This is a genomic window from Enterococcus sp. 1001283B150225_161107_E12 (assembly GCF_015556925.1).
Classification (GTDB): Bacteria; Bacillota; Bacilli; order Lactobacillales; family Enterococcaceae; genus Enterococcus_B; species Enterococcus_B mundtii.
The window spans coordinates 20,659-33,999 of the sequence record NZ_JADNNI010000020.1; the positions used below are offsets into that span (position 1 = coordinate 20,659).

A 13,341-nucleotide genomic window follows, 5' to 3' on the forward strand; every position below is an offset into this window, starting at 1 on the left:
AAACTGGACTTGGATAGAAGATAGATGTTTCTACGACAAGGATAATAACGATTACAAATTATTTATCTTTTTGGCATAAAACGCTTGCAATCTGCTAAGAAAAACATTATAGTGTGAGTACAAAGTAACTTGTATAAACAAGTCAAATGAAAGGGGTTTATGTTATGGGGAAATATCAAGCAGATGCCGAGAAGCTGTTAAAAGGAGTCGGCGGGAAAGAAAATATCTCTGCGGTTAGCCATTGTGCGACACGAATGCGCTTTGTTTTAAATGATCCTGCAAAAGCAAATGAAGCTGAGATCGAAGAGATTGACAGTGTGAAAGGAATGTTTACCAATGCTGGTCAATTCCAAGTAATCATCGGGAACGATGTCTCAACATTTTATAACGACTTTGTTGCGGTATCAGGAGTTGAAGGCGTTTCAAAAGAACAAAGTAAAGCTGCTGCGAAACAGAATCTTAATCCATTGCAACGAGCAATTGCAGTTCTAGCTGAAATCTTCACACCATTGATTCCAGCAATCATTGTTGGGGGATTGATTTTAGGGTTCCGTAACGTGTTGGAAGGCATTCAGTTCGAGAGTTTAGGTGGAACGATTGCAGAAAGTTCGACATTCTGGAATGGAGTTAATTCATTCTTATGGCTACCTGGGGAAGCGATTTTCCATTTCCTACCTGTAGGGATCACTTGGAGTATTGCAAAGAAAATGGGAACGACACAGATTTTAGGAATTGTTTTAGGGATTACTTTGGTTTCACCGCAATTATTAAATGCCTATAGTGTCGCCTCAACTGCCGCTGCAGATATCCCATTTTGGGACTTTGGCTTTGCACAAGTACAAATGATTGGTTACCAAGCGCAAGTCATTCCAGCGATGCTTGCCGGGTTCTTACTTGCTTATTTAGAGATTTTCTTCCGTAAGTATATCCCACAATCGATCTCAATGATTTTTGTCCCACTGTTCTCACTATTACCAACAGTTATCGCTGCTAATGTAGTGTTAGGTCCAGTCGGTTGGGCAATTGGTAACTGGATTTCATCAATCGTGAATACTGGATTGACTTCATCAATCAGTTGGTTATTCAGTGCGTTATTTGGTTTCTTGTATGCCCCACTGGTTATTACGGGATTACATCATATGACAAATGCAATCGATATGCAGTTGATTGCTGACTTTGGTTCAACCAATTTATGGCCAATGATCGCATTGTCAAATATTGCGCAAGGATCTGCCGTACTTGCAATCATCTTCTTGCATCGCGGCAATAAAAAAGAAGAACAAGTTTCTATTCCAGCGATGATTTCTTGTTATCTAGGAGTAACGGAACCAGCTATGTTTGGGATCAACTTGAAATATGTGTATCCATTTGTAGCTGCAATGATCGGTTCTGGTGTGGCGGGGATGTTTGCGAACTTGATGGATGTTCGAGCAAATGCGATTGGTGTCGGTGGCTTGCCAGGAATCTTAGCAATCCAAGCACAAACGTGGTTACCATTCACGATTGCAATGATCATCGCAATCATCGTACCATTTGGTTTAACTGTAGTGTTTAGACGTAAAGGGATCTTGAACAAATTAGATCCAGTCAATCCAGAAGAAGTAAGTGTTTTACAAACTGCGGAAGGCGTATCTATTCCTACACAAAACTTTGAAGCCGCAGGAACAACTGCTGTAGCCACTGCCAATGAAGAGTTATTCGCCGTTGCAGACGGACAAATCAAAGCAATTACAGAAGTGAATGATCCAGTTTTCTCACAAAAAATGATGGGTGAAGGCTATGCGATCATTCCTGACAATCAAAAAATCTATTCGCCAGTAAATGGTAAAGTAACTAGTGTATTTGAAACAAAACATGCAATCGGTATTCTGAGTGAAGCCGGTGTGGAAGTTCTTGTTCATATGGGACTTGATACTGTTGAATTAAAAGGTGCACCGTTCAATGTTCTTGTGAAAGAGGGCGATCAGGTCTCGCCAACTACGCAACTCGCAGAGATGGATCTCAGTGCCGTTGAACAAGCAGGTAAACAAACAGATGTCTTAGTTGTTCTAACGAATACGGACAAAGTGGCTGATTTCTCATTAAGTAAATCAGGCCAAGTACAACATGAAGAAATGATTGGTCAAGCCTCTATCAATCGCTAATACACAGAGAAAATATGCTACGAGTTTGGGTCTTTATCAAAGACCTAAGCTCGTAGTTCTGTTTTTGGGAACACTTTTTTTAAATCGCAAAGTATGCTACAATGGATAGAAATATGGGAACGTATGTGTGCGAAAGAAAGAGGAAATTTCAATGTATGAATATCTAAGAGGCATGGTGACTTTTATCAGTCCGTATTATATCGTTGTAGAAACGCAAGGGGTGGGCTATCAAATTGCGTTAGGTAACCCTTATCGCTATAGTAGTAAGTTAGATAAAGAAGTAAAAATCTATGTTCATCAAGTCATTCGTGAAGATGCCCATTTACTATATGGGTTTGATTCACTCGAAGAGAAACAATTGTTTTTACGATTAGTCAGTGTTTCAGGGATCGGACCGAAAAGTGCATTAGCGATCATGGCGAGTGATGATCATTCCGGCTTGATCCAAGCGGTGGAAACTGGCGATGTCACTTACTTGACGAAGTTCCCAGGTGTAGGTAAAAAAACAGCACAACAAATGATCTTGGATCTAAAAGGCAAGTTTGGCGAGTTGAGTATCGATACGCCATTTTCTTTATTTGATGAAGCAACGGTGCAAGATGCAAGTGCCTTGTCAGAGGCAATGGAAGCTTTAGCCGCTCTCGGCTACAGTGAGCGTGAAATCAAACGAGTAGAGAAACAACTAAAAGAAATCGACAATCAGACAACGGATGAGTATCTAAGGCAAGCATTGAAATTGATGATGAAAAAGTAAGGAGGATTCTTGATGACAGATGAATATCTTCTCTCACCAGAACCCGGTGAGAATGAATTGAGTTTAGAAAAATCTTTACGCCCTCAATTGCTTGCGCAATATATCGGTCAACATAAAGTAAAACAAGAATTGAGTATCTACATCGAAGCGGCACGTAATCGTGAAGAACCGCTAGATCACGTCTTGTTATACGGTCCTCCAGGTTTGGGGAAAACAACGATGGCTATGGTCATTGCAAATGAGATGCAAGTTAATATCCGTACGACAAGTGGACCAGCCATCGAGCGACCAGGAGATCTGGTAGCAATTTTGAATGAACTAGAAGCAGGGGATGTCTTGTTTATTGATGAGATCCATCGCTTACCTCGCGTGGCAGAAGAAATGCTTTATTCGGCGATGGAAGATTTCTATGTAGATATCATGGTAGGACAAGGGCCGACCGCTCACCCCGTTCATTTTCCGTTACCACCTTTCACGTTGATCGGTGCAACGACTCGAGCAGGGATGCTGTCTGCACCTTTACGTGACCGTTTTGGAATCATTGCGCACATGGAATACTATGAAGAAGAAGATTTAAGAGAAATCGTTTTACGATCTGCCGATATTTTTCAAACGGAGATCATCACCGATGGGGCTTTAGAAATCGCACGACGTTCTCGTGGTACTCCGCGGATCGCCAATCGTCTATTGAAACGAGTGCGTGACTTTGCCCAAGTACAAGGAGATGGCAAGATCGATCAGTTGATTGCTGACCGCGCATTGACACTCTTACAGGTCGATCAAGCGGGATTGGATTATGTCGATCAGAAATTGCTACGTACGATGATCGAACTGTATGGTGGGGGCCCAGTAGGTCTAAGCACATTATCCGTTAATATTGGAGAAGAGCGAGAAACAGTCGAAGATATGTATGAACCTTTTTTGATCCAAAAAGGCTTTTTGAAACGGACTCCTCGTGGTCGGATCGCTACCGCCTATGCGTATGAACACTTTGGCTATGACTACCAAGTGTGATCACTCTTTTCTATTGAAAGAGCAAATAGTAGAATATTGATTGAAGAGATGGGAGGGATCATTGTGGGAGAGGCGTCACATACGAAACAAATGATCAAAAAAGTCTTGGTGTCGCTTTGCGAAACACAGCCTTTTCGTAAAATCAGTGTGCAACAGATCGCACAAGAAGCAGGCATCAACCGACAAACATTTTATTATCATTTCACCGATAAGTATGATTTATTGTGTTGGGTGTACTATGAAGATTCGTTACATTACCTAAAAACAGAATCACTTTCTCTCGACAATTGGGAAGAGCAAGCCTTGCTGATGTTAAAAGCCATTGCCGAAAATAAACAGTTCTATTCAAGTACCGTTAGTTCAGAACAGGAGATTCTGCAAAAGCAATTTTCTGCGTTGATCCAACCCTCATTTATTAAAATCTTTGAGCAAATGGATGAAGAAAAACAACTAACTTCCAAAGATAAATTATTTTATGCTCGTTTTTTCTCTTATGGCTGTAGTGGAGTCTTAGTCAATTGGATCACACAAGGTTATACAGAAACACCCTTAGAAGTTGCAATGCAGTTCTTTCGTTTAGCCAAAGATACTGAATTGTATTCGTATCGGTTGTACGCATTGGAAGAAGAACAGGAAATAAAAGACGAATGACCTTTTTTCATTGATTCCAAAATAGGAATACAAAAGGAGAGAATGCTATGACGAAAGTATTATTTGTTTGTTTAGGAAACATTTGTCGTTCACCTATGGCAGAAGGGTTATTAAAAAAGAAAGTAGCAGAACAGGATCTGATGGATTCCTTCGTCATTGATTCAGCTGCAACAAGTACCTATGAGGTAGGTAGTGCCCCTCATCCAGGTACACAAGCAATCTTGGCAAAAGAACATGTTGATACGCAAGAAATGATTGCTCGCCAAATACGTCAAGAAGACTTCCAAAAATTTGATTGGATCATCGGTATGGATCAGTCAAATGTGGCTGACTTAAAGCAACTTGCGCCGATTGAAGCGCAAGAGAAAATCCAACTATTTTTGAGTCCAGTCATTGGCAAAAAAGTACAAAATGTACCTGATCCATATTACACGAATAACTTTGAAGAAACCTATCGATTGATCAATGAAGGCTTAGAAAAATGGCTTGAATTATGGATGAAAAACGACTTAAAATAACACGTGTATTGTTTGGCGGTTTTAGGTAAAAGTTGGTATAAAATAAACTATATTCTTGTTTTTTTAAGAAAAATTGGATAAAATAGGAGTAATTAAGTAACATATTCTTGGCTAGGGGAGGGGTACATTCAATGGATGAAGAAACAGTATCACCAATGAAGAAACTGACAAAGTTAGTGACTAATACTTCGTTTCAACTTTTTGATTCATTTGTGAATGACACAGAAGAAAAAGCTGAGAATGTACGGTTACAAGGGGAGTTCATTCTTGAACTCCAAAAAGCTGCAGCTCAGAATAGTTTAGTGATTCTACAAGTGCGCGAGAATCCACTAAGCAATAAGTACGAAACCTTTTCCGGTTGGGTAGCAACGAAAACAGTTGAACATGACCGAGTGATGATTCGCTTGCAAAATCAAGAGCAACAAATCCGAATCGTCCCAATTGAACAAATCGAAAAAATCACTAGTCTGTCACCTACGGGAGACCAAGAGCGATTATCTAAATAAGAATAAAAGCTATGAAAAAGTAGATTGCTTTTTCATAGCTTTTTTATATGTTTTTCTTACTAGAGAGAGAGGATCTAAAGATTCTCAAAGAACTTGATGTGTGGTATATGTATAAATAAAAAAAGGACCTGCTAGCCGGGGAGCTAGCAGGAAAGGAGTTAAAAATGAAAAAGTGTTGTTAGGGTTGTTTGTTGGTATACTTATATATTAAAGGTGAGTTGTGAATATTTTGTGACGAAAGTTTACCAAAGTTGTTAATTTTTTTATACAAAAAGTTAAACATCTCTTTTTTTTGTTAGCTAACAATCAAGTCAGGTTTTTTTTCATTTTTGAAGAAACTCCAGAGTAATCCGATGATAAAGCCAATCAATGCTGGTGTGATCCAGCCCATTCCTAATGAGAAGAATGGGAGATAGGAATCAGCGAATGTTAAAATGCCTTTGACGACACTTGTTTGCTTGATTGAATCAGGACAAGCATTCAGTCCATCTACGATGGAAGCGAGTAATGTGAAATAAGTGGTCATTCGATAAACAGAAGTACGTTGTTTAAACAATGGGCCAAACAAGACAAGTAAGATCAAGGTCATTGCCAACGGATAAATAAACATCAAGACCGGTAAAGAGATCTGAATAATATTCGTCAAGCCCACGTTTGCAACTAAACATGCCAATAAACTTGTTCCTGTTACAAAGAATAGATAGCTTCTTTTAGGAAACAATTCAGTGAATGTTTCTGCGAATGCAGTAATCAGTCCGATACCTGTTTTTAAACAAGCAAGAATCACGATAAAGGCTAATAGGATACTCCCGTAAGTTCCTAAATAGTGATCAGCGATTTGAGCCAAGGCGATACCACCATTCGCACTCATAGGAAATGTTCCTAGACTCATTGTTCCTGCATAAGAAAGTAGGGTATAGATGATCCCCATCAACACGATGCTGATCGCGCCTGATTTGATCGTATCTCTTGCAATATCAGAAGGCTTTGTGACACCCATGCCACGAATCGTCGTGACGATAATGATCCCAAAAGCTAAGGCAGCTAACGCATCCAACGTATTGTATCCTTGTGTAAAACCAGTGAAGAATGCTTGGTTTTGGTAGTGAGGTTGTACAGGCGCATCCGCCACTGAGCCAAGTGGGTTGATAAAAGCAAGTAATAGCAAGATGCCTAGTAATACTAAAAATGCGGGATTCAAAAATTTACCAACATAATCCAATATTTTAGTTGGACGTTTGGATAACCACCAAGCAGCTAAAAAGAATAAGAAACTAAAAATAGCTAAAAATAATGTTTGATTTTCTGCTGGAATAAAAGGTGCTAAGCCAATTTCAAAAGAAGTAGTTGCCAAACGTGGTAAGGCAAAAAATGGACCAATGACTAAATAAAGTAAGACAGTAAAAATAAGTGCATAAGTTTTATTGATCCGTTGTGCTAATTCGTAGACACCAGAGGTCTTTGAAACACCGATCGCAATGACACCTAAGAATGGTAAACCGATCCCTGTAACTAAAAAGCCAAGATTTGCCCAGAAGATATCCGCACCAGCTTCTTGCCCCATATGGACAGGAAATATAAGATTACCAGCTCCAAAAAATAGGCCAAATAGCATGGAACCGATGAATAGATTTTCTTTGAATGATAATTTTTTTGACATAGAAAACTCCTTTACTTTTTTGTATTTTGTTAAAAGTAACAAATTATGTGATGAATTGCAACAATTTTCTGAAAATTATCGAATTCTCTAGAATGATGCTACACATTGACGAAACGACTGCTAACCCTGTGAGAGGAATAAGTAGCGTGTTTTCTCTGCCTCGAAAAAATGTTAGTCAAAAGATCACTCCATTACCTGAATCTTCTTAATTGAAGTGGTTTCTCACAACCACATGTTACGTGAGGTTGTGCAAAAGTTCAACCGATAAAGCAATCGGAACAAAAACATTGAATAAAAAGAAGAACCGCAACTTTTTGAGTAGGGTGACCTTGCTCAATCAAGTTGCGGTAGTTTGAATACTAAGGGTGATTTGATACTTTATTAGTTATTCAAAATGCGTGACAAGAACTCTTTCGTACGTGTTTCTTTTGGATGAACGAAGATATCTTCAGGACTTCCTTCTTCCGCGATCACACCTTTATCCATGAAGATCACTCGGTCAGATACCTCTTTCGCAAATTCCATTTCATGGGTTACGATGATCATTGTCAGTCCAGTATGGGCTAGATCTTTGATCGTATTCAAAACTTCACCGACCATTTCAGGATCAAGGGCAGAAGTTGGCTCATCGAAGAGCATCACATCAGGGTTCATTGATAGAGCACGAGCGATAGCGACCCGTTGTTTTTGACCACCAGATAGTTGAGAAGGGCGAGCTTCGATGTATTGTCTCATACCGACTTTTTCTAAGTTTTCGATTGCTACTTTACGGGCATGCTCTTTCTCTCGTTTTAAGACAGTGGTTTGTCCAGAAATACAGTTTTCTAAAACATTCATATTATTGAAAAGATTGAAGGATTGGAAAACCATACCGACATTTGTCCGATATTTTGGTAAATTATATTTTGGTGCTAAGACGTTTTCGTTGTTGTAAATGATCTCGCCGCCCGATGGTTTTTCTAGTAAATTGATACAACGTAAGAATGTTGATTTACCTGAACCAGAGGAACCGATGATGGTCACGACTTCCCCTTTATTGACGGTCATGCTAATATCTTTCAGCACTTCATTGTCGCCGAATTTTTTACTTAAATGATTGATTTCGATGATATTCTCACTCATAGGACTGCCTCCTTATTCCTGTAGGTTCGCGTTGTTGACTTCTTCAATTTTTGTATACGCAGTAGGTCCGTCGATTTTCTTCTCAATCACACGTAGGATTCTTGTGATCGTGAAGGTCATGATCAAGTAGATAATCCCAACGATCGTGAATGTTTGGAAGAATTGGAAGTTTGCACCAGATGCGGAGTTTCCTTGGAAGAATAAATCTGCTACACCAATGACACTTAATACGGCGGTGTCTTTGATATTGATGACAAACTCATTTCCAGTAGCCGGCAAAATATTTCTCAATACTTGCGGAATCACTACTTTACGCATCGTTTGACTGTGGGTCATGCCGATCGCTTGGGCGGCCTCAAATTGTCCGCCATCTACTGCAAAAATCCCACCACGTACGATCTCAGTCATATACGCACCAGTGTTGATCGAAACGATGAACAACGCAGCAATCGTGCGATCCAGAGAAATACCAAAGGCTAGAGCCAATCCATAGAAGATGACCATGGCTTGAACCATCATTGGTGTACCACGGAAGACTTCGATATAAACAGATAACAAGAAATTAGCAACTTTTTGGAAGAAGCGTGTCACTTTATTATCAGATTCTGGAATTGAGCGAAAGACGCCAATCAATAAACCTAATGTCGTTCCTACAACTGTACCGATCAATGCGATAAACAGTGTCAAACCAGCTCCGCGTAAGAACATGTTGCCATATTGATCCCAAATCGTCTTGAAATCTTGGAGCAAGCCAGTTTCTTCTGCATCTCCATCCGTTGACGCAGGTTGGTCTTCAATGGCTTGGTCCATGATGGCAATGCGATCATCATGAGAAATGCCGCTTAATATTTGGTTGACTTGTTGGAGATCAGGATCACCTTTGCGCATTCCTACAGCGATTTGGACATCTTCGGGATTTGTTTGAAAGCCATTTGCTTCATCTAGTTCGAGCATTTTCAAGGCTGGGTTGACGCTTGTGGCTGTTACCCCTTCTGGACGTTCGCTGACGTAACCGTCGATCATGCCAGAAGCTAGTGCTGTTCGCATGGCTGAAAAGTTATCCATTGCTTGTTGCTTGTCCACTCCTGGGATCTGATCGATCACATTATAGTGGAATGTATTCAATTGTGCAGTGATTTTTGCGCCAGAAAGATCTTCTAAGCTAGTCGCATTCGCAAACTTACCATCTTTTTGTACGACGATCACAAGTTCTGATTCATAGTATGGATCAGTAAAGTCGATTTCTTTTTGGCGTTCAGCCGTCGGACTCATGCCGGCAATGATGGCATCGATCTTTCCAGATTGAAGGGCAGGCGGTAAACCGTCCCATTTCGTTTGGACAATGACTAGTTCTTTACCTAAACCTTCGGCTACCTTTTTGGCAATTTGTACATCATATCCGCCAGCAAAGCTATTTTGGCCTTGAATTGGATAGGCATTGTTTGCATCTGTTTGTTGAGACCAGTTAAAGGGCGCATAACCAGCTTCCATTCCGACACGAAATTGATCGCTCGGGGTTTTATCATCTGCATTAACCAAAGTGGTCAAGCTAAAGATCGATAGAATAAACGTAAAAATTAGAGTGAGTGTAACTGAATTTTTTTTCATCTGTCTTCTCCTTTTTGTTTGTTCACGTACGTGGTCCTTCAGGCATATACTGATAAGACCAACGTTCGCTCAGCTTCTTTGGCTGATAACCAAAGCGCCTTGACACGAGTGGTCGAATACATGCATTGCAGTTGCTTATCAAGGAGAAATAAAAAACGACCGCTTTGTAGGTACAAAAGGGCCGCTAAATTTCACAGAGTGATAAACCTCTCACAAAACATAGCGCAACTTAGCATCACTGCTAAGACAGTCCGTAAGCTGTTAACTTACGTCCCAACATACTTTTTAAGCAAAAAAAAGTACATTTCGGCGATCCTCCCTAGCCCTGCTTCCACATGTTTGCTTCACTCCACAGGTTTAATGATTCTCGCGACCTCTACCTCATTGATTGAGGCATCTCGTATTCAGTTATTTATACAAAAAATAGTCTACGATAGAGTAGCCACTTTGTCAATGAGAAACTACATTTTTGCAGAAAAAAGTTGATAAATAAAGAAATATACTGTTTATTTAATTTCTTTCATGAAAAAAGGAAAAGAGAATGTTTTCAAAAAAAGAATAATTATACATTTTATGCAAAACTTAAATGATAGTAAAATAACGAAAAACAGACTGCAAAATCACGCAGTCTGTTTCCTTTTTTATCTAATTTTATCTAAAAGTATTTTAAGCTGTAGCTTTCTTAGGTTCACGACCAAGAATGGCTTGTAAAATAACTGTTACTCCATAAATAGCTAAAACGAGATAGATCAAACTAGAGTATTGTGTGATCCCCCAGCCCCATGTGCGATAAACAACTAATGTAATTGCTAGAACAATTGCTGCCAATACATTGAAAAAGGCAAACGCCCATAGATTTCCATTTTCTTTACGTGCTAAATAGAAGATAGAGAAATAAATACTTAATGCTAACCAAGCGATACATGCTAAAATAACGCCCCAATAAATTAAGAATGCAACCATATTGATTCACCTCATTTCATACTCAAAATATACAGATCATTGGTATTGTAGCACGTTTTCATTGTTTTGTCAGTGATGTTTGTGAGTATTTTCTCAAAAAAAATCTCTGAATTTTCATTCGATTGAGGGTATGTTTCATTTTATTTCGATTATAATAGAAGAGAGGTGAGTGATAAATGTTGGAACAAACAATTGAAGAAGCAGCGACAACGATGATTGAAAGTCAAAAACTGACCTTTCTAACAGGGGCAGGTGTGTCCACACCTTCTGGAATACCCGATTACCGTTCACTAACAGGTGTTTATCAAGGGATGGATCGCCCAGAATATTTATTGAGTCATCAAGCGATGGAGGAAGAACCACAAAAATTTTATTCGTTTCTCAAACATCTTTATCATCCCGAAGCACGCCCGAATATCATCCATCGAGAAATCGTAGAGTTGGCTAAAGAAAAAGAGGTATGGGTCGTTTCACAAAATATCGATGGGTTACATGAAAAAGCTGGAAGTAAAAAACTAGTTAATTTTCATGGGACTCTGTATCATTGTTATTGTCGAAACTGCCATCAAGCTGTTGACTGGCAAGATTATCTCAGCAGTGACAAGCATCAACTATGTGGTGGTCAGATTCGCCCAGATATTGTGTTATATGGAGAAGGGTTCCAAGATGAAGTATTAGAGCAAGCAGCTTTTGCTGTAAGTCAGGCCGACTTGATCGTGATCGTAGGGACAAGTTTTCAAGTCCATCCCTTTTGTGATTTGATCCAGTTTCGCTCACCACAAGCGAAGCTGTTAGTCATCAATCAGACCCCTGTCTATCTATCAGAGGCGTATCGATTTGTCCAAACAGATGGAACGAAGGTGTTCAAAAAAGTACAGGAGAGTGTAAAATGACAGCTAAAACAGAAAAAGAAAAAATGATTGCAGGCGAACTTTATTTTGCGGGTGATCCAGAATTATCAGCCGATAGAAAATTTGCTCGAAGTCAAAGCCAGATCATCAACCAAGCGGAAACAAGTGAACTTCGCAGTCAATTACTTAAAGAAACGTTTGGCGCTACCGGCGAAAAGATTTATATGGAACCGACGATCAATTTTGATTACGGCTATAATATTTACGTAGGTGAGAATTTTTATGCGAACTTTAATTGTACATTCTTAGATGTTAGTACGATCAAAATTGGCGATAACTGCATGTTTGCCCCTAATGTCCAGCTTTATACTGCCACACATCCGCTACATCCAGTGAAACGAAATAGCGGGTTAGAGTTCGCTAAACCAATCGAGATCGGCAATAATGTGTGGCTAGGTGGTGGAGTGATCATCACCCCTGGAGTGACTTTAGGAGACAATGTCGTTGTCGGGGCGGGAGCAGTCGTAACCAAATCATTCCCAGATAATGTAGTGATCGCAGGGAATCCGGCACGGATCATCAAACGAATCGATGAACCAATGCCTGAAGAGTCATTGGAGGAGTTGAGACAATCGATTGATCAAATCGATCACCAATTAGTAGAACTACTTGAAAAAAGAATGGCTACGGTCACGAAGATCGGTGACGTCAAACGAACAACTAACCAAGCAGTTTATGATAAAAAAAGAGAACAACAAGTGTTGGATAAAGTTGCTAGTTGGTTGAAAACACCAGAATACAGTGAGACGATCTTAGCTACTTATGCAGATATCATGAAGCACTCACGAAACTATCAAAATAAACGAATGGAGTAGATAAATGATTGAAGGAGAAACTCGCCGAAAAGAAATCATTGAAACGCTAGTTGATGCAGAGAAACCTGTCAGTGCCAGTAAGTTTGCTACTCGTTTTGGTGTCAGCCGCCAAATCATTGTAGGAGACATTGCGTTGCTACGAGCGGCAGGAGAAGCGATCGTGGCGACGGCCAGAGGATATCTTTTGGAAGATGAACAAGACAAAAATGGGTTCATCAGTAAAATCGCGGTACAACATCAGAGAGAACAAACAGAGGAAGAACTACAGTTGATCGTTGCTCATGGTGGCGAGATACTAGACGTCATCGTTGAGCATCCCTTGTATGGCGAACTGACAGGGATGCTTCATATCAAGACAGTAGAAGATGTTCGCTCATTTATGAAACGTTATCGGAAAAGCCAAGCTTCGTTATTGTCTGAATTAACGGATGGGATCCATCTGCATACGATCCGTTACTCACATAAGGAAGTATTGCAGCAAATCAAACAAAGCTTGGCAGAAGCAGGCATCTTGTTCGAAGGGAACCAATAATTTACTTTATGAGATGGAGATAGGAGTGTTTTTACTTCTATCTCCATCTCATTTTTTCTTTATTTATAAAATAATTGATTTATGCTATGGCAAAACTTTAACTATACTGAACAGAAATGCTACAAATACTTTTATTGAAAGAG

At 39.7% G+C, this 13,341-nt stretch carries 13 protein-coding genes and 1 riboswitch; of the genes, 9 read left to right on the forward strand and 4 right to left on the reverse strand.

The genetic code is table 11. The annotated features are described in order from the left end of the window. The first annotated feature begins 164 nt into the window (after positions 1 to 164). The 6 genes from treP (at position 165) to I2F89_RS13280 (ending at position 5,587) form a co-directional block, all read left to right on the forward strand. A complete protein-coding gene (gene treP, locus I2F89_RS13255; RefSeq protein WP_071866092.1) occupies positions 165 to 2,144 on the forward strand; it encodes a PTS system trehalose-specific EIIBC component in 1,980 nt (659 codons plus the stop codon). Between the two features lie 151 nt (positions 2,145 to 2,295). Beyond that, on the forward strand, positions 2,296 to 2,898 hold the full coding sequence (ruvA, locus tag I2F89_RS13260; protein WP_071866093.1) for a Holliday junction branch migration protein RuvA: 603 nt from the start codon (positions 2,296 to 2,298) through the stop codon (positions 2,896 to 2,898). Positions 2,899 to 2,910: 12 nt separating this feature from the next. Beyond that, positions 2,911 to 3,912 (forward strand): Holliday junction branch migration DNA helicase RuvB, encoded by a 1,002-nt coding sequence (ruvB, locus tag I2F89_RS13265; protein ID WP_071866094.1) that lies wholly within the window; start codon positions 2,911 to 2,913, stop codon positions 3,910 to 3,912. Positions 3,913 to 3,960: 48 nt separating this feature from the next. Then, positions 3,961 to 4,563: a TetR/AcrR family transcriptional regulator gene (locus tag I2F89_RS13270; protein WP_229078138.1), complete on the forward strand. Its 603-nt coding sequence runs from the start codon at positions 3,961 to 3,963 to the stop codon at positions 4,561 to 4,563. A 47-nt stretch (positions 4,564 to 4,610) separates the two neighbouring features. Further along, a complete protein-coding gene (locus I2F89_RS13275) occupies positions 4,611 to 5,081 on the forward strand; it encodes a low molecular weight protein-tyrosine-phosphatase (protein ID WP_195514489.1) in 471 nt (156 codons plus the stop codon). Between the two features lie 131 nt (positions 5,082 to 5,212). Continuing rightward, positions 5,213 to 5,587, forward strand: a complete 375-nt coding sequence (locus I2F89_RS13280) for a hypothetical protein (RefSeq protein ID WP_019724219.1) — start codon at positions 5,213 to 5,215, stop codon at positions 5,585 to 5,587. 295 nt (positions 5,588 to 5,882) lie between these two features. Here the strand turns inward: I2F89_RS13280 and brnQ are convergent, their stop codons facing one another. The 4 genes from brnQ to I2F89_RS13300 form a co-directional block, all read right to left on the reverse strand. Then, a complete protein-coding gene (gene brnQ, locus I2F89_RS13285) occupies positions 5,883 to 7,247 on the reverse strand; it encodes a branched-chain amino acid transport system II carrier protein (protein WP_071866097.1) in 1,365 nt (454 codons plus the stop codon). 381 nt (positions 7,248 to 7,628) lie between these two features. Then, positions 7,629 to 8,369, reverse strand: coding sequence for an amino acid ABC transporter ATP-binding protein (locus tag I2F89_RS13290; protein WP_010734385.1), 741 nt, complete (start codon positions 8,367 to 8,369; stop codon positions 7,629 to 7,631). A gap of 12 nt (positions 8,370 to 8,381) precedes the next feature. Continuing rightward, positions 8,382 to 9,977, reverse strand: coding sequence for an ABC transporter permease subunit (locus tag I2F89_RS13295; protein ID WP_074800068.1), 1,596 nt, complete (start codon positions 9,975 to 9,977; stop codon positions 8,382 to 8,384). A 212-nt stretch (positions 9,978 to 10,189) separates the two neighbouring features. Beyond that, a riboswitch (Lysine riboswitch) is annotated at positions 10,190 to 10,364 on the reverse strand. A gap of 279 nt (positions 10,365 to 10,643) precedes the next feature. Next, positions 10,644 to 10,940 carry a hypothetical protein gene (locus I2F89_RS13300; RefSeq protein WP_071866101.1) on the reverse strand — a complete coding sequence of 99 codons (297 nt, stop codon included), beginning with the start codon at positions 10,938 to 10,940 and terminating at the stop codon, positions 10,644 to 10,646. 176 nt (positions 10,941 to 11,116) lie between these two features. Here I2F89_RS13300 and I2F89_RS13305 point away from each other — a divergent pair, with 176 nt between their 5' ends. The 3 genes from I2F89_RS13305 to I2F89_RS13315 are packed head-to-tail and all read left to right on the forward strand — an operon-like array spanning position 11,117 to position 13,198. Then, positions 11,117 to 11,833: an NAD-dependent protein deacylase gene (locus tag I2F89_RS13305; RefSeq protein ID WP_195514490.1), complete on the forward strand. Its 717-nt coding sequence runs from the start codon at positions 11,117 to 11,119 to the stop codon at positions 11,831 to 11,833. Continuing rightward, the gene (locus I2F89_RS13310; RefSeq protein WP_086335322.1) at positions 11,830 to 12,666 is read left to right on the forward strand and encodes a chorismate mutase; all 837 of its coding nucleotides are present in this window, start codon (positions 11,830 to 11,832) and stop codon (positions 12,664 to 12,666) included. Before I2F89_RS13305 ends, I2F89_RS13310 begins: the two co-directional genes overlap by 4 nt. A 4-nt stretch (positions 12,667 to 12,670) precedes the next feature. Further along, a complete protein-coding gene (locus tag I2F89_RS13315; protein ID WP_071866104.1) occupies positions 12,671 to 13,198 on the forward strand; it encodes a transcription repressor NadR in 528 nt (175 codons plus the stop codon). Positions 13,199 to 13,341: the final 143 nt, after the last annotated feature.